The 22559-nt window shown below is 42.3% G+C and carries 20 protein-coding genes; 11 read left to right on the top strand and 9 right to left on the bottom strand.

Annotated elements, in window-relative coordinates; genetic code table 11:
- Positions 1-105: 105 nt before the first annotated feature.
- Positions 106-510, bottom strand: coding sequence for an alternative ribosome rescue aminoacyl-tRNA hydrolase ArfB (gene arfB, locus ACO1R6_RS12410; RefSeq protein ID WP_486265173.1), 405 nt, complete (start codon positions 508-510; stop codon positions 106-108).
- A gap of 244 nt (positions 511-754) precedes the next feature.
- Here arfB and ACO1R6_RS12415 point away from each other — a divergent pair, with 244 nt between their 5' ends.
- From ACO1R6_RS12415 to galU, 3 genes are all read left to right on the top strand, one after another.
- On the top strand, positions 755-1795 hold the full coding sequence (locus tag ACO1R6_RS12415) for a DUF6929 family protein (RefSeq protein ID WP_486265175.1): 1041 nt from the start codon (positions 755-757) through the stop codon (positions 1793-1795).
- A gap of 353 nt (positions 1796-2148) precedes the next feature.
- The gene (locus ACO1R6_RS12420) at positions 2149-3144 is read left to right on the top strand and encodes a mevalonate kinase family protein (protein WP_486265177.1); all 996 of its coding nucleotides are present in this window, start codon (positions 2149-2151) and stop codon (positions 3142-3144) included.
- A 145-nt stretch (positions 3145-3289) separates the two neighbouring features.
- Entirely contained in the window at positions 3290-4171 is an 882-nt protein-coding gene (gene galU, locus ACO1R6_RS12425) for a UTP--glucose-1-phosphate uridylyltransferase GalU (RefSeq protein WP_486265178.1), read from the top strand.
- Positions 4172-4325: 154 nt separating this feature from the next.
- Here the strand turns inward: galU and ACO1R6_RS12430 are convergent, their stop codons facing one another.
- Positions 4326-5321, bottom strand: coding sequence for a lipid A deacylase LpxR family protein (locus ACO1R6_RS12430; RefSeq protein ID WP_486265180.1), 996 nt, complete (start codon positions 5319-5321; stop codon positions 4326-4328).
- Between the two features lie 169 nt (positions 5322-5490).
- Between ACO1R6_RS12430 and ACO1R6_RS12435 the strand changes: the two genes are divergently transcribed.
- Positions 5491-5979 (top strand): DUF4112 domain-containing protein, encoded by a 489-nt coding sequence (locus ACO1R6_RS12435; protein ID WP_486265182.1) that lies wholly within the window; start codon positions 5491-5493, stop codon positions 5977-5979.
- 72 nt (positions 5980-6051) lie between these two features.
- On the opposite strand, the gene ACO1R6_RS12440 is transcribed toward ACO1R6_RS12435, so the two are convergent.
- A complete protein-coding gene (locus tag ACO1R6_RS12440) occupies positions 6052-6678 on the bottom strand; it encodes a DUF2939 domain-containing protein (RefSeq protein ID WP_486265184.1) in 627 nt (208 codons plus the stop codon).
- 407 nt (positions 6679-7085) lie between these two features.
- Between ACO1R6_RS12440 and ACO1R6_RS12445 the strand changes: the two genes are divergently transcribed.
- The 6 genes from ACO1R6_RS12445 (at position 7086) to ACO1R6_RS12470 (ending at position 16106) form a co-directional block, all read left to right on the top strand.
- Entirely contained in the window at positions 7086-7259 is a 174-nt protein-coding gene (locus tag ACO1R6_RS12445) for a hypothetical protein (protein ID WP_486265185.1), read from the top strand.
- A gap of 32 nt (positions 7260-7291) precedes the next feature.
- A complete protein-coding gene (locus ACO1R6_RS12450) occupies positions 7292-7417 on the top strand; it encodes a hypothetical protein (RefSeq protein ID WP_486265186.1) in 126 nt (41 codons plus the stop codon).
- Between the two features lie 724 nt (positions 7418-8141).
- Positions 8142-10283 (top strand): T9SS type A sorting domain-containing protein, encoded by a 2142-nt coding sequence (locus ACO1R6_RS12455; protein WP_486265187.1) that lies wholly within the window; start codon positions 8142-8144, stop codon positions 10281-10283.
- A 186-nt stretch (positions 10284-10469) separates the two neighbouring features.
- Positions 10470-11837, top strand: a complete 1368-nt coding sequence (locus ACO1R6_RS12460; protein ID WP_486265188.1) for a deoxyguanosinetriphosphate triphosphohydrolase — start codon at positions 10470-10472, stop codon at positions 11835-11837.
- Between the two features lie 763 nt (positions 11838-12600).
- Positions 12601-12939: a hypothetical protein gene (locus tag ACO1R6_RS12465; protein WP_486265189.1), complete on the top strand. Its 339-nt coding sequence runs from the start codon at positions 12601-12603 to the stop codon at positions 12937-12939.
- Between the two features lie 728 nt (positions 12940-13667).
- A complete protein-coding gene (locus ACO1R6_RS12470; protein ID WP_486265190.1) occupies positions 13668-16106 on the top strand; it encodes a TonB-dependent receptor domain-containing protein in 2439 nt (812 codons plus the stop codon).
- Positions 16107-16300: 194 nt separating this feature from the next.
- On the opposite strand, the gene ACO1R6_RS12475 is transcribed toward ACO1R6_RS12470, so the two are convergent.
- From ACO1R6_RS12475 to ACO1R6_RS12500, 6 genes are all read right to left on the bottom strand, one after another.
- Positions 16301-16762, bottom strand: a complete 462-nt coding sequence (locus ACO1R6_RS12475; RefSeq protein WP_486265191.1) for a nuclear transport factor 2 family protein — start codon at positions 16760-16762, stop codon at positions 16301-16303.
- A gap of 134 nt (positions 16763-16896) precedes the next feature.
- On the bottom strand, positions 16897-17331 hold the full coding sequence (locus tag ACO1R6_RS12480) for a hypothetical protein (protein WP_486265192.1): 435 nt from the start codon (positions 17329-17331) through the stop codon (positions 16897-16899).
- Between the two features lie 190 nt (positions 17332-17521).
- Positions 17522-18019, bottom strand: coding sequence for a hypothetical protein (locus ACO1R6_RS12485; RefSeq protein ID WP_486265193.1), 498 nt, complete (start codon positions 18017-18019; stop codon positions 17522-17524).
- A gap of 89 nt (positions 18020-18108) precedes the next feature.
- Positions 18109-18975 carry a hypothetical protein gene (locus ACO1R6_RS12490; protein WP_486265194.1) on the bottom strand — a complete coding sequence of 289 codons (867 nt, stop codon included), beginning with the start codon at positions 18973-18975 and terminating at the stop codon, positions 18109-18111.
- A gap of 123 nt (positions 18976-19098) precedes the next feature.
- Positions 19099-19479: a hypothetical protein gene (locus ACO1R6_RS12495; RefSeq protein ID WP_486265195.1), complete on the bottom strand. Its 381-nt coding sequence runs from the start codon at positions 19477-19479 to the stop codon at positions 19099-19101.
- Between the two features lie 138 nt (positions 19480-19617).
- Positions 19618-20862, bottom strand: coding sequence for a sulfite oxidase (locus ACO1R6_RS12500; RefSeq protein WP_486265196.1), 1245 nt, complete (start codon positions 20860-20862; stop codon positions 19618-19620).
- A gap of 370 nt (positions 20863-21232) precedes the next feature.
- On the opposite strand from ACO1R6_RS12500, the gene ACO1R6_RS12505 reads away from it, so the two are divergent.
- Positions 21233-22549, top strand: a complete 1317-nt coding sequence (locus ACO1R6_RS12505) for a M16 family metallopeptidase (RefSeq protein WP_486265197.1) — start codon at positions 21233-21235, stop codon at positions 22547-22549.
- The last annotated feature ends 10 nt before the right edge of the window (positions 22550-22559 follow it).

The following is a 22559-nucleotide window of genomic DNA, read 5'->3' on the forward strand; positions in this document are numbered from 1 at the left end:
TGGAATTGATAAAACTTGCGCCATAATGCCAGTAAGTTCTGGTTTCTCTAGCTTACTCCCCTCAGATTTATAAATCTTAGTGTTGCTAAAATTAGCCGGTATACCCTAATAATCAGAAGAGCGGACGCGGCCGCGGTTGGCTTTTTTATCGGATAACTTTTTCTTGGAAGCAATGCGCTCCTGTTGCGAGGCCTTGGAGGGTTTGGTGGCTTTACGGGCTTTTTGTTTTGTAAAAGCTTTGCCCAGCAACTCGTAAAATTTCTGAATACAGCGTTCTTTATTGGCTAACTGGCTGCGTTCGGTTTGGCAGGTAAGCTGCAGGTAACCTTCCTGGGTAATATAATTGCCCAACTTTTCGTGCAACAATGCTTTCTCTTCTTCGGTTAGCAACTCCGAATTATTTACCTGAAACCGCAATTCTACTTTAGAAGAAACCTTATTTACATTCTGGCCGCCGGGGCCGCCGCTGCGGGAGGTACGGTATTCAAATTCTTTCGAAAAATCAATCATATAAATATTACAAGCCTTAGTATTTAGTACAATCCTCTAGTAAACGGCAGGTTAAATAAATTAAAATGTACCTTATTATAAAACCTACGCCTTACTTAAAAAGCAACCTGGTCATTGGTTAGCCTGGTAACCGCTCGTTAAAATAATCTTTTTAATAGCCTGGTCGTAACAATACCAAGCTTAATAATTTTGGTTGCTTTTATAGTAACCTGAAATAATAGCATTTGTAAAGTTAATACCCATAATGATTACACGACTCTGGCAATTGGGCCTGTTTTGCTTTTTTATTCCCGTTGTGTTTTCGTGCCAGCAAAGGCAAAAGCAAGCGCCGGTGCAAACCCCTGATAAAGCCGCTAAGATGCAAGTTAAAATCCTGGATAAAATCCGTTTTTCCAATATTCCGTCGGCCTCCGGCATTGAAATTATAAACGGCAAAGTTTACGTTATCGGCGACGATTCGCCTTATTTGTACGTATTGGATTTACCAAGTTTTAAACTCACCGATACCATTGCGTTATTTGCCACGAGCAACTTTAACACCGGCCGAATTCCAAAAGCCATTAAACCCGATCTGGAATGTTTAACCACCCTTACCATAAACGGGCAAGAACACCTGTTGGCCCTGGGCTCAGGCTCGGCACCCAACCGGCAAAAAGGCTACCTGATTAAATTACCCGAAGTTACCGGCGACCCGGCCGTAGTACAGGAATTTTCACTCGCGCCGCTTTACCAAGCCCTGCAACAAAATAAAGAACTGCTCCTCGGCGATTTATTAAACCTGGAAGCCGCCGCTACCACCTCAGCCGGAGATTTGTTTTTGTGGCAACGCTCGGCGGTAACCGGTCCTAATGTGGTATTTCGGTTTAATGCCGCCAATTTTTTGCAAAGCCTGGTAAAACCTACAAACCAAATACCGGCCTATACACTTACCCAGTTCGATTTACCTGAAATCAAAGGTTTAAGCGCGCGCTTTTCGGGAGCAGTTGCTTATAAAAACACCTTATTTTTTACCGCCGCCGTAGAAAACACACCTGATGCTATTCAGGACGGCGAAGTTTTGGGTAGCTTTGTGGGTTATGTGCCAGCAGCGGCTATGGAACCCGATGCTACGCCGCAAACCCTCTATACAGCTTTAATACAGGAAGTTAATGGCGCTACTTACCAGGGCAAGATTGAGTCGATTGTAATTGAGTCAGCCGAAAACAGCCATACTTTCCGGGCCCTAGCCATTACCGACAACGACAACGGCGAATCGGAATTATTAACCTTGCAAATTACTTTATAAAACCACACGGCCTGTTGTAATTACCTCAACATTCACAAAAAAATAATCTGCGCTTTAAAGTGTCCTAATATATGGTTGGTAGCTTTGGGCTTAAACCAGTATTTATGATGCGCAACCGGTTTTACTTTGCTGTTATCCGGGTATTCCTGGCGCTGCAATTCCTAATAGGGACCGGCGTTTTTCCGGCGTGGGGGTAAACTTTAAAATGTAATCAGGTAAAAAAATATATAGCCAAATAAATATTAAGAAAACTAAATATTTATTCCACCGTTAAGGTATAAATTTTCTGGTTTTATTTTTTACTTTTGCCCGATACCCGATTATTTTGGGACGGCTAATTAAATACTAGTTACATGATTATTGAAACCCGGGCGTATGCCCGAGCTGCTATTCTGGGTAACCCTTCGGATGGCTATTTTGGCAAGACTATTTCGCTGATTGTTAAAAATTATGGTGCACACATTCAGCTTTACCAAACACCCGAACTGGAGATAGCGCCGCAGCAGCAAGACTGCCACCAATACAAAAATATTCATGAACTCTGCGAACAAATAAGTTTAACGGGTTACCACGGCGGTATACCCCTTATTAAAGCCGCTATTAAAAAGTTCTGCGAATTCTGTCAGAAAAGTAATATTACCCTGGCCAATAAAAACTTTACCATCCGGTACAGTTCGTCTATTCCGCGGCAGGTGGGTTTGGCGGGTTCCAGTGCTATTATTATTGCCACCATGCGGGCGCTGTCGCAGTTTTACAACGTAACCATACCGCAGGAAATTTTTCCCAGTCTGGCCCTATCGGCCGAAATAGATGAATTAGGCATTAATGCCGGTCTGCAAGACCGCGTAATTCAGGTGTATGAAGGCCTGGTTTACATGGATTTTAACGAAGAACAAATTAAAACGAAGGGCCACGGCATTTACCAACCCTTAGACCCCACGTTGCTACCCAATGTATTTATTGCCTACAAAACTGAATTGAGTAAAGTATCGGGCAAAGTACTTAACGATGTGCGCACCCGCTACGACCAAGGCGATACCTTTGTAAAAGAAACCCTGGCCAATATTGCATCCCTGGCCGAGCAAGGAAAAGACGCTATCTTGCAGAAAGATCATAAATTGCTGCATGACTTAATGAACGAAAACTTTGACCTGCGCTGCAAAATCATGAAAATAAGCGATAGCAACATGGAATTAATAAATACGGCGCGGGCGGCTGGTGCTTCGGCAACTTTTACCGGCTCAGGTGGTTCTATTATTGGGTTATATTACGGCGACAGCATGTTAAATAAATTAATAGTTGAATTTAAAAAGCTGAATGCCCGCGTGATTAAACCCACAATTATTTAGTTTTGTAGCGTTCAGTCGGTTATTTACTTGTGCGCCATAACCTAAAGGATTCTTTATAATAAATACCGAAGAACCTCATTTCCCTTTTAAGATTAACTTTTTTACTATTTCTATGGCCACTTGCCATAGACCGTAAACCAATATTATGATAAAAAAAGCCGTAATTCCTGCCGCCGGATTGGGCACCCGTTTTTTACCGGCCACCAAAGCGCAGCCCAAAGAAATGCTCCCGATTATAGATACGCCTACCATCCAGTATGTGGTGCAAGAGGCGGTAGACTCGGGCATAGAAGATATTTTAATAATTTCGGGTAAAGGCAAACGCGCCATTGAAGACCACTTCGACCGCAATTTTGAACTGGAAGAACGGCTGCAACAAAAAGAAGAAGCGCTGTATAAAGAAATGCGCCGGCTTTCGGATATGGCCAATATTTACTTTATCCGGCAAAAAGAAATTGTAGGTTTAGGCGATGCCATTTACTACGCCCGCCAGCACACCGGCGACGAGCCATTTGCGGTCCTCCTGGGGGATACCGTTATGAGTTCGGTTATTCCGGTAACGCAACAGCTCAGCGATTTATACGACCAATACCAATCGACGATAATTGCCGTAGAAACGGTACCGGCCGACAAAGTAAACCGTTACGGTATTGTAGGCGGCAAAAAACTAAGCGATTCTATTCTGCAACTAGACCAACTGGTAGAAAAACCAGCCATTGAATCGGCGCCCTCTAACCTGGCTATTGCCGGCCGGTATATTTTAACACCCGGCATTTTTAAAGCCATTGAAGAAACGCCCAAAGGTAAAAACAACGAATTGCAGCTTACCGATGCCATGCTCAATTTATTAAAACGCGAGCAAATTTATTCGCATACCATAGAAGGCCAGCGCTACGACATTGGCAATAAACTCGATTTCCTGAAAACAACCGTTGAATTTGCGTTACGTCGCGAAGAATTTGCAGCACCCTTTTTCCAGTTTTTACAGGAAATTATAGCCACGCACCAAAGCAACGGCAACAAATAGCACCTACACCCAAAACAATTTTTATTTGTATAAAGAAGGCGGAGCCGAAATAATATTTCGGCTCCGCCTTCTTTATGTTTATGAGGATTAGTTCCGGTGGCTTCTTAATACAAACTATCGCTTAACTTAGCTTTTAAGTTAATTATTCCAAAGCTTACAAGGTAAACCGCAATTCAAAAAACATCCATTTATGGCGGCGGGCATGTTCAAACTCCGGCGATTGCCATACTACGGAACTCTCGAAACTAATACCACCGTAAGTACAAACTAAACCCGCTGTTTCCTGCCGCACCGTCCGCGAAATTTGCCCCGCCGACAGGGTATAGGGGTTATCCCGATTTAAAAGTCCGCCTTGTAGCGTTGCATTGTAGCCTACCAGTTTACCGGTTAATCGCCCTTGGGCATAAAACTGAAACTTTTGTAAGCTGCTCCGGTTTTCCCGGGCCGTTATACCCAGATTGCAGAAATATGGGTTCATTTTGCCCGCCCGAATAAATAAACCGGTGTTGGCATGGGTATACAATGTTCCGGCCGAAGCACCAGCATTACCCATTATTTCCAAAATTCTGCCCAAACCCAGCAATTGTTTTTCGTAGTCGAGGGTATAGCCCAGAATTATATCGTTCTGAATTTGGTTATCCCAACCCAAAGGCCGCGGCGAATTTAACCACTCGTGCACTTTAATCTGGAAATTTTTAGCGCCTGCACCGGGGCCCATAAAACCCAGGTCGAGGCCGGATGTGAAGCGTTGTTTTTTTTGGGGTTGGTTATTAACCTGGTAACTTTTTATAAATACATAGGCCGCGTAAGGCCGGTCGCCGTAGCGGATATTGGCTTCTAAAATCTTTAAGGGCGTAAAGCCATCGTAGCGGATTTGCAAACCGTAAAAGCGGGTGCTACCCACCGCCGCCGGCAACAATATTTTAGTAACCGGCGATTTTTGGAGCGCCGGGTGCACCAGGTTAACGCCTAAACCCTGGGTATAATAATAATCGGTCCGGAAAGTAGCATCATTGGCAAAAATACCAGCTAATATTTTATCGGAACTTACGGTAGTTATACTATCGGTAGGATTGACCGCTAGCAAGGGAAAAGGCAATACCGTCAGTAAAAGAATATAGCTTAATAAGTAATTGAATAATTTATGCAAGACCAAAAGAAGTTTAGCGATTGAAAAGTTTATACCCTGGCACCGCTCCTGCACGTATGCAGGCTTAACAACAGGAATATAGCAAGGTAAATATTTGTTTATCAGGCCAATATTTCTCTTTATTAAAACAAGAGTTTATTATTTACAGCTAACAACCGAAATTATTTATATGATTAATAACAATATAGACGCTCCTAAAAACCTGGCGGCCGATGAGCGGCTCCGCTGGATCGAATTGATTTCGCGGTTTATGGATAACCAGTTTAGAGTACCGGGTACCAACCTGCGGTTTGGCCTGGATCCCATTCTGGGCCTGATTCCGTTTGGCGGCAGCATTGCCAGCTTTGCCGTGTCGTCGGGTTTACTCTTAACCATGATTAAGCACGGTGTAAGCCGCAAAGTTTGGATTATGATGCTGGGCAACCTGGCTTTAGATGCTATTTTCGGGAGTATTCCGGTTATTGGTACCATCTTCGATTTTGCTTTTAAAGCCAACCAGCGCAACGTAAATTTATTACGCAAACATTACCAGGAGGGTAAATACCAGGGCAGCGGCAACGGTTTAATTGCCTTAATTGTATTGGTAATACTGGCCCTGCTTTTCCTGGTGGTATACGGCACCTGGCAACTAATCCAATATTTAATAGCCTTGTATTAGTTGCCTTATACCTAAAACAAAACTACCTGCGCTTTGCCAGGTGCTACGCGCAGGTAGTTTTTATAATGAATATTAGCGCAGGTGCAGCTTTTGGGCAATACGCTGTTTTTGCAGCCGTGAGGTGTGTTTTAGCAATTCGCTGGTATTGGTAAGCTGCACTACCTGCCAATAATCGCCTTTATCCTGCATTTTAACTTCCAGTACCAGGGTAGTATCGTAGCGGGGCTGGGTAAACTCCAGGCCCACCAAAGCGGTCTCGCCTTGCTCATTTACATACTTTACCCCTTTAAAATCAGCGCTATCGCTTACAACTTTGTGCCATAAGCCCGAAAGCGAAATATCTACTTTACGCCGGGGCGCGTTGGGATCTTTTTTAAAATCGCCGGTTTCTACGTATTTCTGAATTTCTTTGCCCGCTACCTGGGTTAGTTGTGGTTTCATAAACCGGAGCACCTGCTTGGTTATCAAACTTCCCGGATTGATGGCACTAATAATACTTTGGTTAGCTGCCAGTTGGTCTACCAGGCTGCCGGTTACGCTTTCTACATCTACGTACTTCTGAAACTGTTCCAGGTCGTGTTCCTGCATAGCCTCATGGGCCTGCAGCAGCGAATATTTAGGCGAAGACACAAAGTTACGGTAGTACAAGAACCCACCTATTAAACCCAGCAGGACAACAATAATTAAAACCTTTTTCATGAAATAAGTTAAACAAATTTTGCACAGCAAAACTAGCCTAACTGGTCTTCATTTGCAAAGCAAATACTGGTCTTAGGGCATAAAAGTGAGTTGTTTAGAAAAATATTTTATTTTTTTCTGATACCACGCAACCATTTTCATTTATTCTGAATCTTGTAGGTTGAACAGCATTTTTACCCGGTTAGTAAAGTGTATCAAAGCCGGACAGCTTAAAACCGTACACTTGTTCTAAAACCGGACAGTTTTAATAAACAGAATACCCGAAATTACTTTAATTATATCCAATATTCAATAATTATAAAATTGGCCTAGTTCTTGTAAAATAATGAAATGTAAGGTTACCCAAATGAGCTTTGAGAAACTTTGCAAAACCATTTAAATATTACTACCGACCTATTATTAAAACTATGAAATCAACTATTACCACCAACTATGTAGCGGCCCGAATCATTTTAACTTTTGGTGCCCGGTTACTTCTTACGCCGGCTACTTTACTAGCCGCACTGCGCAACTCATCCTACCTAAGCAAACAAACAGTTTCTCCTGCTTCTACCTCTATCTTCAGAAACCCTAATTCCTAAAAAGTAAGCCCTAACCCATTTAATAAAAAAACATGTCTACCATTATTATCACCATTTTATTAGAAGCAATTCTGGAACTGGCCCTTTTTGGCTGCTGCTATTTCTTTTTCCGGCGGTTTAAAGCTTTCCGTTTTAATTATTTCCAGGCCAATAATTGATATTTATAACCAGATTACGGCTTTTTTTCTAACTAAGTGAAAATTCAGGTAGTTAGTAAAACCATTTAAAAGATACCCGTTGGGTAATAAAATTACCCGTTTATATAATTTTTGAAATCGCTGCTCTTTATAATAGCCCGGAATCCTTTTTTCTGGAACGTAGCCTATGCAGGGCTGCAAGCTATTGGGAGCAGCGTTTTTTTTGCTTCCCGCCTCTACCCAAAAAATTCTCAACTCACTACCAAGCACCAGCATTTTACCTGGCCATTAAGTAATTTTGCGTTTACTATAGCTATCCGGTTAATTTAGGCCAGAACTATGCAACAGGATGCAGATAAGATTACTGTTTAAGCTCTAATAACTATCAAATAAGGGCATTACCCATTATCTACCCAGTATAAATAGCTATTTCCTTATCCTAAATATTGGGCTGTCTGGTAATTCCTACTGGAATAAGTTAAATACCGCTAAACAACTTTTAAGCGCAAATATTTACCGGTTGCTGTTACAACAAACAGAAGTTTTTACTTAAATTATGGCCTAAATTTCTATTTATTTCCCCAATAGCTCTAAATCCTTTCTTTCATTTATTTGGTAAATGGTGGGGCAGGTATCCGGTTGATTGGTCCGGTAAAATATTTTCCAGCGGCTTCTAAAAAATAAATTAAAACAATAACAAAATGTACGTAAACAGATTTACTTTACTAAAATTTACGAACCTGGCATGTACTGGAAAAATATAAAAGAGCTGTTAAAGAAAAGATGGCCGGGATACAAACATGTAGCCTTTATAGTAGCAGGATTGTTTTGGCTACATCCGGTTTTTGCGCAGGAACCCTGTATGCTGGTACCGGCTCCCTTGTCGCAACGTATAGAACAAGCCACGGTAATTCTGGAAGGGAAAGTAATTGCCCAGGAAGCGTTTTGGGACACCAAACGGCAAAATATTTATACCTCTAACAAACTAGAAGTATATAAAATATTTAAAGGTAATATAAGTAATCCGGCTTTGGTAGAAGTAATAACCGAAGGCGGCGCTTTAGATAATAAAATACACGTTTTTTCGGCTACTTTAAGCTTGCAAACCGGCCAGCAGGGTATATTTTTTCTGGAACCATCGCGGTTAACTGCCGCCAACGAAGCCTTAGCCAACCGGCCGGTTTACAGCGTTTACAGCAGTCAGCAAGGTTTTATTCAGTACCAGTTACCTCACCGGGGTGCCCGGGATCCGTTCCGGACGTATACCAGCATTCCCAACGAGCTTTACCCAGCTTTACAAGCCTATCCACAAATAAACCTCCGCACGGTAAAAGAAAACCCCGATTTAAAAAAAAATAACCCGGTAATAATTACCACGCCGCACCCCGCAGCCCGCACCTACGGTATACCGGCCATTTTGGGTTTTAGCCCCGATAGCATTACAGCCGGAACCGGCGCTATTTTAACCATTACCGGGTCTAATTTTGGGGCTACGCGCGGCAATGGTTTTGTAGAATTCAAGAACTCCAACGATGGGGGCAGTTCCTATATCAGCCCTTTGGCATCGGATTACGTTTTGTGGCGCGACGACATGATTCAGGTAAAGGTGCCGTCGCTAACCGAAGGAGGCACCGGCGTAGCCGGCAATGGCCAGATACGGGTAACCAACAACGACCCCAATACAGTAACCAGCACCCAAAGCCTGGTAGTAAACTATGCTTTTACTAACGTTTTACGCGAAGGATTACCGTATCAGCCATACCACACCAACACCAACCAGGCTGGCGGTTATACGCTGCAATTTGCTGGCAACGTTGGGGCAGCGGCCCGCAATGCGTTTATGCGCGCCATGCAAACCTGGTCTTGTTATACGGCCATTAACTGGCAGGCCAGCGGTACAGCCACCGTTACCGCCCCCGCCGAAGATAAAGTAAACCTGATCCGGTTTGCACCCTCCGCCGATTTACCGGCCAATGTATTGGGCCGCACCATTAGCCGCTACGAAGGCTGCCGGCTGGGCAACAGCCAAAGTTATTGGGTAAGCGAATTTGATATGGAGTTCAACAATACCGTAACCTGGCAATTTGGCCCCGCCACCGCTACTTCTCTGCAATTCGACTTTGAAACCACTGCCCTGCACGAACTAGGCCACGCCCACCAATTGGCTCATATTATTCAGCCGCGGGCCGTTATGCATTATTCTATTGCCCGCGGACAAACTACCCGCGCTTTAAGCGGCCGCAACGATGTAGATGGCGGTTCCCGCATTATTAGCAGCAGTTTCCTGAGTAATTTTTGTGGTTCTACGCGCATGGTACCCGCAGTTGCGACCGATTGTAATTTACCGCCCCAACTCACCGCATTTGTGGCAGCCTTGCAAACCAACGGCACAGCCCAACTAAACTGGACAACTTCCCCCGAAACCGGCCTGGCGTATTACGTAGTCGAGAAAAGTTTATCGGGGGTAAAGTGGTCCGAAATAGCCCGCGTTACGGCTAATGGCCAAGGTAATTACACTACTACCGACCCACAGCCGAACCAGGGTTTTACGTATTACCGGCTCCGGCTGGTAAATACCAACGGACAATACGCTTACTCGCCGGTGCGGCAAACCGGCTCCGAAAATAGCCTAACCGCATACATCAAATTATATCCCAACCCGGTATTAGACAACAACCTCTACTTCGATTATTTTACGCCAACCGGCGGCCGGCTGTGGGTTACCGTTTACGACTATATTGGCCGGGAACATGCCTTTATCAGCCGCGATGTTTCGTCGGGGAATAATCCGTTTAATTTAGATATTACACCGTTAAACAAAGGCTTTTATATCTTACAAATAGTGCAGGGCAAAAACACAAAACAGGTAAAATTTATTAAATATTAATTAAACCCGGTATTTAATAGTAAGCGATTAAAAATTTATTTTTAATCAGTACGCAACGCCATCTACCCTTTTGTGGCACCGCTGGGATTGGGTGGCGTTGTATATTTATTTTGGATTATTCTTTCTCTTCGGTTTTACTTTCCAAAATTATCGCTTTACTTGCCCGCTAAAATATTATAGCTTTTTATGACGCAAATGCACTGGCAAAATCTGCTTTCCCGGAAAAGATACCAGGGGCAGCTTTTAGCTGATTCGGATGAGTGGGCCCGTGGCGAGTACCAGCGCGATTATGACCGGATTGTTTTTTCTTCGGCTTTCCGGCGGCTTCAGAATAAAACGCAGGTTATGCCTTTGCCCGAAAGCGATTTTGTACACACCCGCTTAACCCACAGCCTCGAAACTTCTTGCGTGGGCCGCTCGTTGGGCCGCCTGGTGGGCAAACAAATTTTACACAATTACCCGGGCCTGAAAACCTCTAACTATATTAATGAGGCAAATTTTGGCGATATAGTGGCCGCCGCCTGCCTGGCCCACGACATTGGCAATCCACCGTTTGGCCACTCCGGCGAAGATGCCATTTCGGCTTATTTCCAGAGCACGGCAGCGCAACCTTTTTTAAACAACTTAACCGCCACTCAAAAAGCCGACCTGCAAAATTTTGAAGGCAATGCGGCCGGCTTCCGGATTTTAACACATACCTATCCGGCCCAGTGCAACATGCCCGGCGGCTTACGCCTAACCTATACCACGCTGGCTACTTTTACCAAATACCCGAAAGAAAGCTTACCTAACCTAAAAGGCACCACCCACACCAGCGAAAAAAAGTACGGTTTTTTCCAGAGCGAGAAAGATTGGTTCCGGATTATTGCCGATGAACTGGGGCTGATACCCAAAGTAACCGATCAGGTATTTTACCACCGCCACCCGCTGGCTTTTCTGGTAGAGGCCGCCGACGATATTTGCTACCGCATTATTGATTTTGAAGATGGCTGCCGCCTGGGCTTAATATCGCCGGAGCAAGGCTTGGCTTTATTAAACCAAATTCTGGACCAGGGCCCGGCGCGTAAATCGAGCCTGGAGTTTTACGACTGGCGCGAGCAAATTGGTTACCTACGCGCCCGTATTATAGATAAACTTATAACCGAAACCGCCGAAATATTTATTCAGAACGAAACCGCAATTCTCAATGGCACTTACGATAGCCCTTTGATTTCGGAAGTGAGTTGCAAAGCCGTACTGGATAAAATAAAAGCTTTATCGGTAAAAGAGATTTACCGCAACCGCCCGGTACTGGAAATTGAAGCAGCTGGTTTTGAGGTATTGGGCGGCTTACTCGAAGTGTTTTTACAAGCCGTTTTTGCACCTAACTCCCGCCGGCACCAGAAATTACTCGATCTGGTTCCGGACCAATATTTAGATGTAAACCGCACCATCAGCCCAGATACTTACAACCGTATACTGCGCATTACAGATTTTATTTCGGGCTTAACCGACCAGGCAGCTATTTCTCTTTACCGCAAAATCAAAGGCATTACTTTACCTAAAGGCTATTAAGGCTGGCAAATAAATTAAACCAAAGTACCCAAACTCACCCAATTAATATACGCTGTAAATCAATTATTACATTAGCTAATTTATACCAACTTACTTACCGGTGCTTCCTTTAGCCGTAAGTAAGTTGGCAACTTTGTATAGCATTATACCAGAACGCTGCAAGCATTATTTCTTAAAGCCAGGTTCTTGCCCGCAGATTTCCGCAATATTTACTTGCTCGTTTGCGTGTAGACTTCCTGTTTGCCGGTGCTTAACCTGGCTTTGCTCTTTTGTATTTATTTATAGACCCAGCCAAATACCTGCTAAAACACATAAATATCAACCTCATTTTTACCAACAAATTTATTTAACCCAAATAGCATTCATCCTATTTAAACTTTTAAAACTGCTACTAAATTGTTTCAAAAAACTAAGGTGAAAATTTACCCTAACGATAAATATTAAAAAAAATATATTATTAATTAAATGCATCTAATTTCTTTGCTTACTAAATAATTAGATATATTTTTATGATATAAATCAAATTTTAATTAATATTTAAGAACGTTAATATTTTCCAGATTTCGGAATGACTTATTTAAGTTTAATATATTGCATTATTCTAAAATTAATTTAAAATATTTTTCTCAAATATTTTTTTTATGTCAGGATATTTATATATAATTGCATATATTTTATTATCTATATTAAATAGCAACCAAATTAAAGTAAAACAGTAAACAACAGAATTAAGCTATATAGAATTAACTTTATATTTATTATTATGAAAAAATTATTTACTTCCGCCTTTTTGTTTTTAGTACTGCTGTCTGCCCAGGCTGCCCAGGACACGCCTGAGCAAATTAAAGCGAAAGCCACTGAAACTACCCGCCAACTGGCTCAGAAAATTGGTTTAAACGAGCAAGAGTACATTAGAGTAAAAGCTTTTACGGTAGAAAAATTAATGGCTGCCAAAGAAGTAAATGAAATGTATGCCAACGATACTGAAATGCGGGCTAAAAAATTAAAAGCCATTGACGAAGAATACAACAAAAATGTATTAGCCGTGTTATCACCAAAACAACACGATAACTTTGTGGCCCTTACCAAAGTAGTAGAATAACCCTTAGTAAAACCCATTAAATAAAAATTTCCCCTTTAATTACACACAGCAAACTTTAAAACCTGCCTCCGGGCAGGTTTTTTTATGCCCCTTCCGCAAAACTTAAATAATTAATCTCAGTAGCTCTACCAGAAAATATCCCTGCTCTGCTGGTTCAGTACTGCCAGAGATTAGCAGCGGGTCTGTTTTCTAACCAATATTACTGCCGCCTAATACCTGTTTAGCTCTTGTCCAAATATTAGCGCCGGTTATTTCAAAACCATAATTCTACCGTTCGCCCCCTAAATTCTGCTATTCAGCCGATATGGCTTGAACATGGCGCCTGGACACAGGATATTTGCACTACACCCCGCCCTTAAAACGTAAGGTTAGCCGATAAAACTTTAAATAATGCTTAACCCGCAGTAATTATTAGTGAACCAAGCTGTAACTATTCGGCAAAAGACGAGTGTTGGTGCTGGAGTTGCTCAATGGCATTGTGGTAACAAAAAAATAATACCGGTTGCCTGTTAGCTGGTAATAATAGCAGCCAACCAATCTGGTGCAAATTTAAGCAAACAGCCGGCATTTAGCAGATGTGCGGTAGCGTACAAAAAGTGTATTGTTTCCGAACATAAAAACAGTTGATTTTTACATAATCATCTAATTTACAATTCTTTATCATTCTGGCACAATGCTAGTTTACTAATTTCTGACACGATACAACAACCCCCAAAGAATACCCAAACATGAATAACTGGTACCGCATTCTTATCTTTATAATCTTTCTGACCCAGATGCTGCCCACGCAGGCGCAAGTAAACAGTTTACTACAGGGTACGCTTAAAGACGAACAAGGAGTGGCCGTTGCATTTGCCAATGTTGCCGTTTTGCGACTACCCGATTCGGTAGCTGTTACCGGCGCCATAACCGATGCCGGGGGAAATTTTGGGATTAAAACACCCGTAGCCGGCAAATATTTACTGCGGATAAGCTTAGTTGGCTATGCCCGCACCGACACTCCGCCCTTTACCGTTACCGACGAAGCCTTCACGAAAAATTTTGGCACCTTAACCCTGCGCACCGATACTAAAGTTTTAAAAGAAGTTAAAGTGCAATCTTTACGCCCCACCATTACCAACCACGCCGATAAAATGGTGGTAAGTGTTGAGGGTACCGCCTTAGCTGCCGGTAATACCGCTTACGATGTGTTAACCCGTTCGCCGGGGGTTTTCGTAGACCAGGACGGCAATATTCAGCTAAACGGCAAGGCGGGCGTACGCATTATGATTGATGGCAAGCTTACTTATTTGTCGGGTAAAGAACTGCAAACCTTTTTACAAAGCATGTCGGCCGACAACCTGAAAGACCTGGAACTAATAGCCAATCCATCGGCCAAATACGATGCCGAGGGTACCGCCGGGATTATTAACATTAACCTGAAGAAAAATGATTTGGCCGGGTTTAACGGCAGTGTCTTTGGTGGCTTTCAGCATAACGGATTAACCGGTTTTTCGGGGGGCGGCAATATTAATTACAAAAAGGGTAAATGGAATTCTTTTGCCAATGTAGATGTATCGCGCCGGGTAAATTTACGCACCAATACTATGTACCGCGAGTTTAACAGCGAAACCGAAAACGTAGTGTTTGACCAGGCCGGCCGCGAAGAAGGCACCCGGTTTATACCTTCGTTGCGCCTGGGTACCGACTTTGATATTAATGCCAAACACAGCGTGGGCATTATGGCCAACATAATGCACTTTAGGGCCGATAACGATTTTAGCACTACTTCTTTTTTACGCAACGGCACACCGGCCCAGGATTCGCTTATAACGGCTACTAACTTAATTAAAGGCCAATTTGTTAATACCACGCTAAACGCCCATTATGCCGGTAAGCTAGATTCGCTAGGCACCACTCTTACCGCCGATTTAGATTACGTGGTATTAAACGACCAGCGCGATTCCAGATTTATTAACTACAGCAAATTAGTAAGCGAAAGCGGCCGGGGCCAACTAGACCTACTCAGCAGCGACAACACCCCTGAATTTAATATTTATTCGGCCAAAATAGATTTTACCAAACCGCTTAATAAAAATACCAAAATAGAACTGGGCGCCAAGGCCAGCCACGTAGTATCAGATAATAATCTAAAGTTTTTTCTGCACCGCGATAATATTAACATACCCGATACCCGGCGGAGCAGCCATTTTATTTATACCGAGAATATTTTTGCCGGCTACGCCAATTTTAGCACCAGTTTAGGCGATAAATTTAAAGTGCAGGGCGGCTTGCGCGCCGAGCAAACCGATGCCGAAGGTTATTCGGTTACCAAAGATTCTACCAACACCCGTAACTACCTCGATTTCTTCCCGAGCCTTTTTGTATCGCAGAAAGTAAGCAAAGATTACCAGGTAACCTATAACTACAGCCGTCGCATAAACCGGCCCCGGTACGATGCCCTGAATCCGTTTATTTTCTTTCTGGATAAATATACCTCGGCGCAGGGCAACCCGTACTTGCGGCCCCAGTACACCAACTCGTTCCAGCTTACCCAAACCCTCAAGAATTCTTATATTTTAACCGTAGGTTACGCCCGGGGCAAAGATATTATTACAGAAATTCCGGAGCAGGATAATGCCACCAACACCACTATTTTTCAGCAACGAAACGTAGAAAAGTTTGTAGAGCAAAGCGCCTCTTTGGTAGCACCCATTAAAATAAATTCTAAATGGGACATGAACAATAACCTGACCCTTTCGCAACAGGATTATACCATTAAATTAAAAGACAAATCTATCCGGAACCAGCAATTGTTTTTCTATGCCCAATCTACCAACAATATTCAGTTGCCTAAGAATTTCCGGCTGGAGTTAAACGGCGTTTACCAGGGACCACTGGCGTATGGCTTATACCGTATTTCGGGCAACTGGGGCTTAGATGCCGGCTTAAAACGAACATTTATGAAAGAGAAACTGGAAGGTAGCCTGAATGTAACGGATATTTTCCGGACCCGTCGGGTAATTGGCGCGGCCAACGTAAACGGCAACGTAAATGAGTTTAACCAATATTTTGCGCAACAAAGTGTGCGGGTAAACCTGCGCTACCGGTTTAACAAAGGCAAACAGTTTGAAGCTAAAAAACGCAACACCAATTTAGAAGAGCTTAACCGCGCCGGCGGTAATTAGTGCCCATAAACTTTATATAAAAAGGGCTCTGTTATTATTGTGGGAGCCTTTTTTTATCTTGTACAGGACTTTCGCCCAACGGATGCTAAATAATTATTTCATTTTAGGCGTTGCCGGAATTATTCAGAAAATTAGCTGGTGAAAACACACAGCCAGGGCGGCTTTTGCGAAATTCCTACTTATAAAGAAATTATTTATTCTTCCGGAGGATTATCGTAGTAAGTAAAATCTTTCGTGATTACGCCGTTCTCAATGGTAAATATGGTGCAAATAGGTAACGTCCATTTAGTGCCATCCGGGGCAGTACCCGACGATACAAACTCCACAATTACGTGCTTATCGCCGGACGGGTAAATTTGTACCACTTCGTCTTGCAGATCCGGGAAAAGGTCGGCCATTTCTTTGTATTTAGCTGCTATTTGCGCTTGGGTTTGCTTTACCACCTCCTGGCCAAACGACGGATCTTTAAATTCAGCCGGATTGGTGTACAAACCGGCCATCTTCGCCCAATCGTGCTGATTAAAATAGGTGAAAAATTTCTTTACAAGCGCCATATTTTCTTCCTGGGTTTCCATAGTAGGTGGGTTGGTCGTTTTGTGCTGGCAAGCAATCAGAATAAATAAGAATAAGAACGGGAGCCAATAATTATTTTTCATTTAAAAGCAGCTTCTTTTTTGCGGGGCCAATATACGCCTTTCTGCTTTTCACCCGCACCAATCTTTACCAGCTGCATTTGCCTTGCATTTATTTAGAGAAATTTCTTTAGCGTAAGTAAGCGGTAAGGTTTTGCTTACTGCAGTTTATACCATTCTATATTTTTTAACTGAGGACGCCGCCCCTCGTTAGTAGGGGCATAATGCGTGGCTAAATAATCCAGTATTTCCGGCTCGGCTTTGCCTAAATCCCATAAACCCTGGTTTTGCTGCATCCACCGGATGGTAGCTAGCCATCCATCGCGGGTAGCCCGCTTGTCGGTAATAAGTTTAGGCGAATGGCACCGGATGCAGTTTTGTTTTACCAACGTATAACCCGGCGCAATAATTAACCCGGTTTGCTTATCCAGGCTATCGGCAACTACGGCTGTTTTAAGCACCAAAGTATTTTTAAGTTGGTTAGGCTTTTGCTCCGGGAGGCTCGCACCGACACTTAAAAACAACAGCAAAACAGCCGCTAGCCCCGGAATAAATTTTAAGAATTTAGGAAAGGAGTTTCTCTGAATGTTCATGTATTAATATAACCCCACTAAAAAGCGTTTTAGCTTTGTTAGCAGATAATCTTTATTTAAACGCGGATAAATTCTAAATATATGTTGTTGTTAGACGTGCAAGTCCGTCAGTTACAGCATGATGCTCATGCCTTTTTAAGTAGAATTATTTTTATTACAATGTTCCATTAAAAGATTGTTATTTATATACTTAAAAGTATTTAAATGAATATGTTAAAATATTAAGATCTTTATTCTTAAATATAATTCGACTAGCGTAAACTATTGTTTTAGGATGAATAGTTTCAGATAAACTTTCTTGCTTCATAATTTCTAGTGTATTCCCTTTTTCAACTAAAGTTTCGATTTTACCCGAAAAGTATTGGTGATCGTCAAAAGAAATTGCTTTATTATGGAATTTATATTCTACTGATTTATCAGTATTAAAAGCTTTTGCTAGTAGCACATTAGACTCCCCGTCCACCATTTCTAATATATAAAGCGTGTCACTACTCAAATTTACAAAGCTTAGTTTTCCAGAGTTGATTAATGCCTTTCTTGATAATTTAAAATTCTTGTCAGAGATAAGGTTATTATAATTATGCTTTTTAGAAATAGCTTTGGAAACTTTATAATTGATATCTTTAATGCTGCATGAGTGATATAGGGAAAATAATATAATACTAAAGCAAAGGTTTATTACTTTCATTTTTAATTCTACTCAACGTACAAGGCTAAGGCACGCTTTATTGTGCTTTAGGTATGGTTATAGCCAATTTTTCTTTTAAAATAAACATTTCATATTGATTCAATAGAGTTGCTTCTAAGAATTAAGCCTTTCAAGAACCAATAAAAGTCCATAGTTAAATCAATTTGCCTACCTGAATATTCAATATTTGAATCATGAACATAAATAAGCATTCCACCTAAGTTGTAATTGTTCTTATAAATATCCTCGATAAGATTCTCTATACCATCAAATAAAATGAACATGGCATTTATTGTAGTTATTCTTTCAGGGGCGTAAATCCTAACAATATTCAAATGTTTATAGGTAAAATCATTTGGAACAATTGAAAATTGAATTTTAAACCTAAAGTCTTTTGATGATATTTCCTTTTTTAAAATTAAATTTTGGGGTATTGATAATTTATGATCTAATGTATTTGGTAGATGAAAATCTTTAAAAATGCTATAATTAAATAAATTGTATTTACTTATACCTGTTGGGATTTTTTCAAACGATGTCTCTCTATCTGTTTCTCTAAAGTCTACCGGTTTTGTAATTTTTTTTATACCCTTTTCAAATACGATTTCTTTAAATCTCTTGGCAGTAAAATTACTGTATTTTCCTGGGTGATAATCTGATTCCCAATAGTGTCCATTATTTATCGAAATTTCTACACCTTTGAGAGCAATGCCATCCGAATTTAGTTCGGAAAAGGCTCTTTCTATTCCTTTGGCTATTGGCTCGATGACAACTCCAGTTTGTTCATCTTCTTCAAAGGTTATTTCAAGTTTATCAGAATTTGCTGGTTTAATTGTAATTACATAGTCAACATATGATTCGTGTTTATATACACCAATCCTCTCTGAATATTCTTTCTCAAAGGTTATAACTTTAGAGAATTTTGGGGAGCTTATTAATGTTTTATATAATTCCATAAATCAGCTATAACGTCTAGTGTAAACGGCGGCGGAGGCCGTCGGCCGGTGCTGACGTTTACACCTTGTTAGGGGTAGGTATTTTTTAATAGAGTAGTGAGGCAAACCAGAATATTTAAAAAACTATTTACCCAAGACTTCTAAGACTTTCTCTTTAGAATAGTTTTGAGAAGAAAGGGAAATTCCATCTTTGGTAATCGTTACATACCAAACGTCCCTTCCAAGCATCATAAAATCTTCACCAGTGTTATCATCAGAAAAATATCCCCTGAACTTATGCCCTACGCTATATTTAATAGCAGTTGTATTATAATTTACGTCTGAAATGGTTTGCTTACCAATAGGTCCAGAAAAGTATGTCGGGGTGTATTCTTTTATTCCATATTTGATATAGAAGTCCGTAATCATCTCTTCTACATCTGCTTGATTGTCTTTTTCCAAATAATTTGGCTTACAGGAAACGATAAAGCAAATAGCGATAATCAAGTGTATATAATTTTTCATAAACTTTTTCTTGATGGCAATTGTGCTGTATCTTTTATTTTTTACTTTCCCCTAACTAGCAGATAACAAGAATAACTACGCATCTGATACAATCCCCCCTTTGCAACTTCACAATTATCATATACCTCCAACATAAAATCACACCACCTGCACGGCAATCCGGTGACAGGCATTGTTTAAATAGCCACCAGGGTTCCAGGCGGGTACCAGCATGGGTTGCATTACGTTTTCGCTGTCGGTGGCGCGGGCCCAAATCTCGTAATAGCCTTTTTGGGGTAATTTTAACTGGGCGGTCCATTGCTGCCAGCAATTACGGTTACGCGCCGCTTTTAGGCTGCATTTATGCCAGGTAGCGCCAAAATCAAAAGATACGTGCATGGCTTTTATTTTACGGTCACCGACCCAAGCGTGACCCCGCAATGCCAAAGTGGTACCTTCGGTTATTTGGGCACCGGTTTTGGGGTAAGTTATCAGCGATTTTACCGGCATGGCTTCAATAATGCGCATGTTTTCGTTGGTGGCCGTAATTTTCGCGCCCGGCGCTATCGGGTTCAGGGGTAAGCGGTAATCGGCACCGTTCATTTTGGCCCCGTCGTGCACTTTGTTCCGGATTGCAATGCGGCGGAGCCATTTACCGCTGGTAGAGGCTGGCCAACCGCCAAATATTAACCGTAAAGGATAGCCGTGCACTACCGGAATATCTTTTCCGTTCATGGCCCAGGCAATCAGGGCTTCGTCTTCCAGGGCTTTGCGCATGGGTACACCGCGCGAAATAGGCACTTCGTTTTTGCCGCTGAGGTGGGTATCGTGGCCATAGTAACCAATATACACGGCATCATTTTTTATACCGGCGGCATTTAAAACATCGCGCAGGCGCACCCCGGTCCACTCGCAGCAACCTACCCCACCGGTGGTCCACTGGTTGCCGTGGCCCGGCGGACTATATTCCTTGCGGCCGTTGCCGGCGCACTCGTGCACCAGTTGGTAGGTATAGTGTTTAAATTTATTTTTTAGATCATCGAGGGTAAAAACCGTTTCTTTCTCTACCGATTCGCCGGCTATGGTCAGGGTCCAGGTTTTCGGGTCCAGGTTTCCGGGTATCAGGCCATTATTCCGGACAAAAAGCTTATCAGCGGGCGTAACGGCATCGTCGAGCAGGTGCGCCGGGGTTTCTATGTTCCAGGGTTTATCGCTTAAAACCACCAAATCGGGGTGCTTTTCTTTTAAACTAAAGCCCGGATCAGCAGTTTGGCGGGAGTTGCCCCGGGGCGGTAACGTATTACCTTTTACTAAAATATTATTCCCTAAGGCTAAACCGGCTAAGCCCAGCCCGGTTTTAATTAAAAACTGTCGGCGATTGTTTTGTATTTTTTCGTCTGCCATTATTTCAATTAAACTTTTTACGTGCGTCCCACTACCCAAGGGCTGCCCCTTTCCTTAACCGGTAAGTTACCTTTACTTTGGCTTAAACCCGGCTTACCCACTTAACTGCAACGAGTGAAGTTAGTTAAATTAATACAAAAGGGTATAAAAACCGGCGTAAAATATTCTTTAACTACCCCAACGCTTTACTTAAAAGCCGTAAGCATCTTTTTAAATATAAATATTTTATAATATTATTCTTTAAACCGGTAGCCCGGCAAGAAATACTTATAATTTATCCTATTCGTTGTAAACAGAACGACATAAATTCCCTTATTATCTCCTATATTTGCTTTAATTCCTGATTTTTAAGATCATCTTTTTACCTTTTATGAAAAAGTTTTTAATAACGCTTTTATTGATAAGCGGCGGGTTGTTTAGCCAGGCGCAAACCAATAAAATTACGTTTACCGAGTACGATTTAGACAATGGCTTGCATGTAATTCTGCACCAGGACAAATCGACCCCCATTGTAGCTGTTTCGGTGATGTACCACGTAGGCTCTAAAAACGAGCAACCCGACCGCACCGGCTTTGCCCATTTCTTTGAACATTTAATGTTTGCCGGCTCCGAAAATATCTCTCCTGGGCAGTACGCCAATCTGGTGCAGCAAGCCGGCGGCGAACACAATGCCAACACCACCCAAGACCGTACTTTTTATTACGAAGTATTGCCCTCTAACCAATTGGCCCTGGGGCTTTGGCTCGAAGCCGAGCGCATGCGGAGCAATAAAATAGACAAGGCTTCGGTAGATATTCAGCGCGGCGTGGTTAAAGAAGAAAAAAAGCAGCGTATAGATAACCAGCCTTACGGCTCTATTCTGGAAAAAGCGTTTGCCAATGCCTTTACGCAGCATCCGTACCGCTGGGTACCCATTGGCTCCGACCAGTACATAGATAAAGCTACCGTAGAAGAATTTGTAGATTTTTACCGGACCTATTATGTGCCTAACAATGCCGTTTTAAGCATTTCAGGCGATATAGATCTGAACCAGGCCCGCGAATTAATTCAACGGTACTTTGCCTCTATTAGCCGGGGCACCCGGGCCATAAACCGCCCTACGCAAACGGAACCGCAGCAAACCGCCGAAAAACGCGAGATTGTATTTGATGATGTGCAGTTACCGGCCGTAGTACAGGCCTACCATATTCCGCCCATTACCTCGCCGGATTATTACGCCATTTCTATGCTCACAACTTTGCTTACCGGCGGCGAGAGCGCCCGCCTGAACAAAGCCTTAGTAGACCAGCAACAGGCGGCGGCTTACGTGGGTTCTTTCCCAATGGAACTGGAAGACCCAGGTTTATTCCTGGCGTTTGCGGTAGCTAATTTAGGCAAAGAAGTGGAGTCTGTTGAAAATGCGCTGGATGCCGAAATTGAACAGGTAAAAAAAGAGCCGTTGAGCGACCGTGAGTTCCAGAAATTGCGCAACCAGGTAGAAAACGCCTTGATTCAGAAATATACCACCAACCTGGGCGTGGCCGAGCAATTAGCCCATTACCACTTGTTTTACAAAGACACCAACTTAATTAATACCGAATTACAAAAATACCTGAACGTAAAAAAAGACGATATTACCCGGGTGGCCAACCAATATTTAACAAAAGAAAACCGGGTGGTACTGCATTATTTGCCCCGCGTTAAGTAACGTTTATCTC

The sequence above is a fragment of the Adhaeribacter sp. genome, from assembly GCF_057359045.1.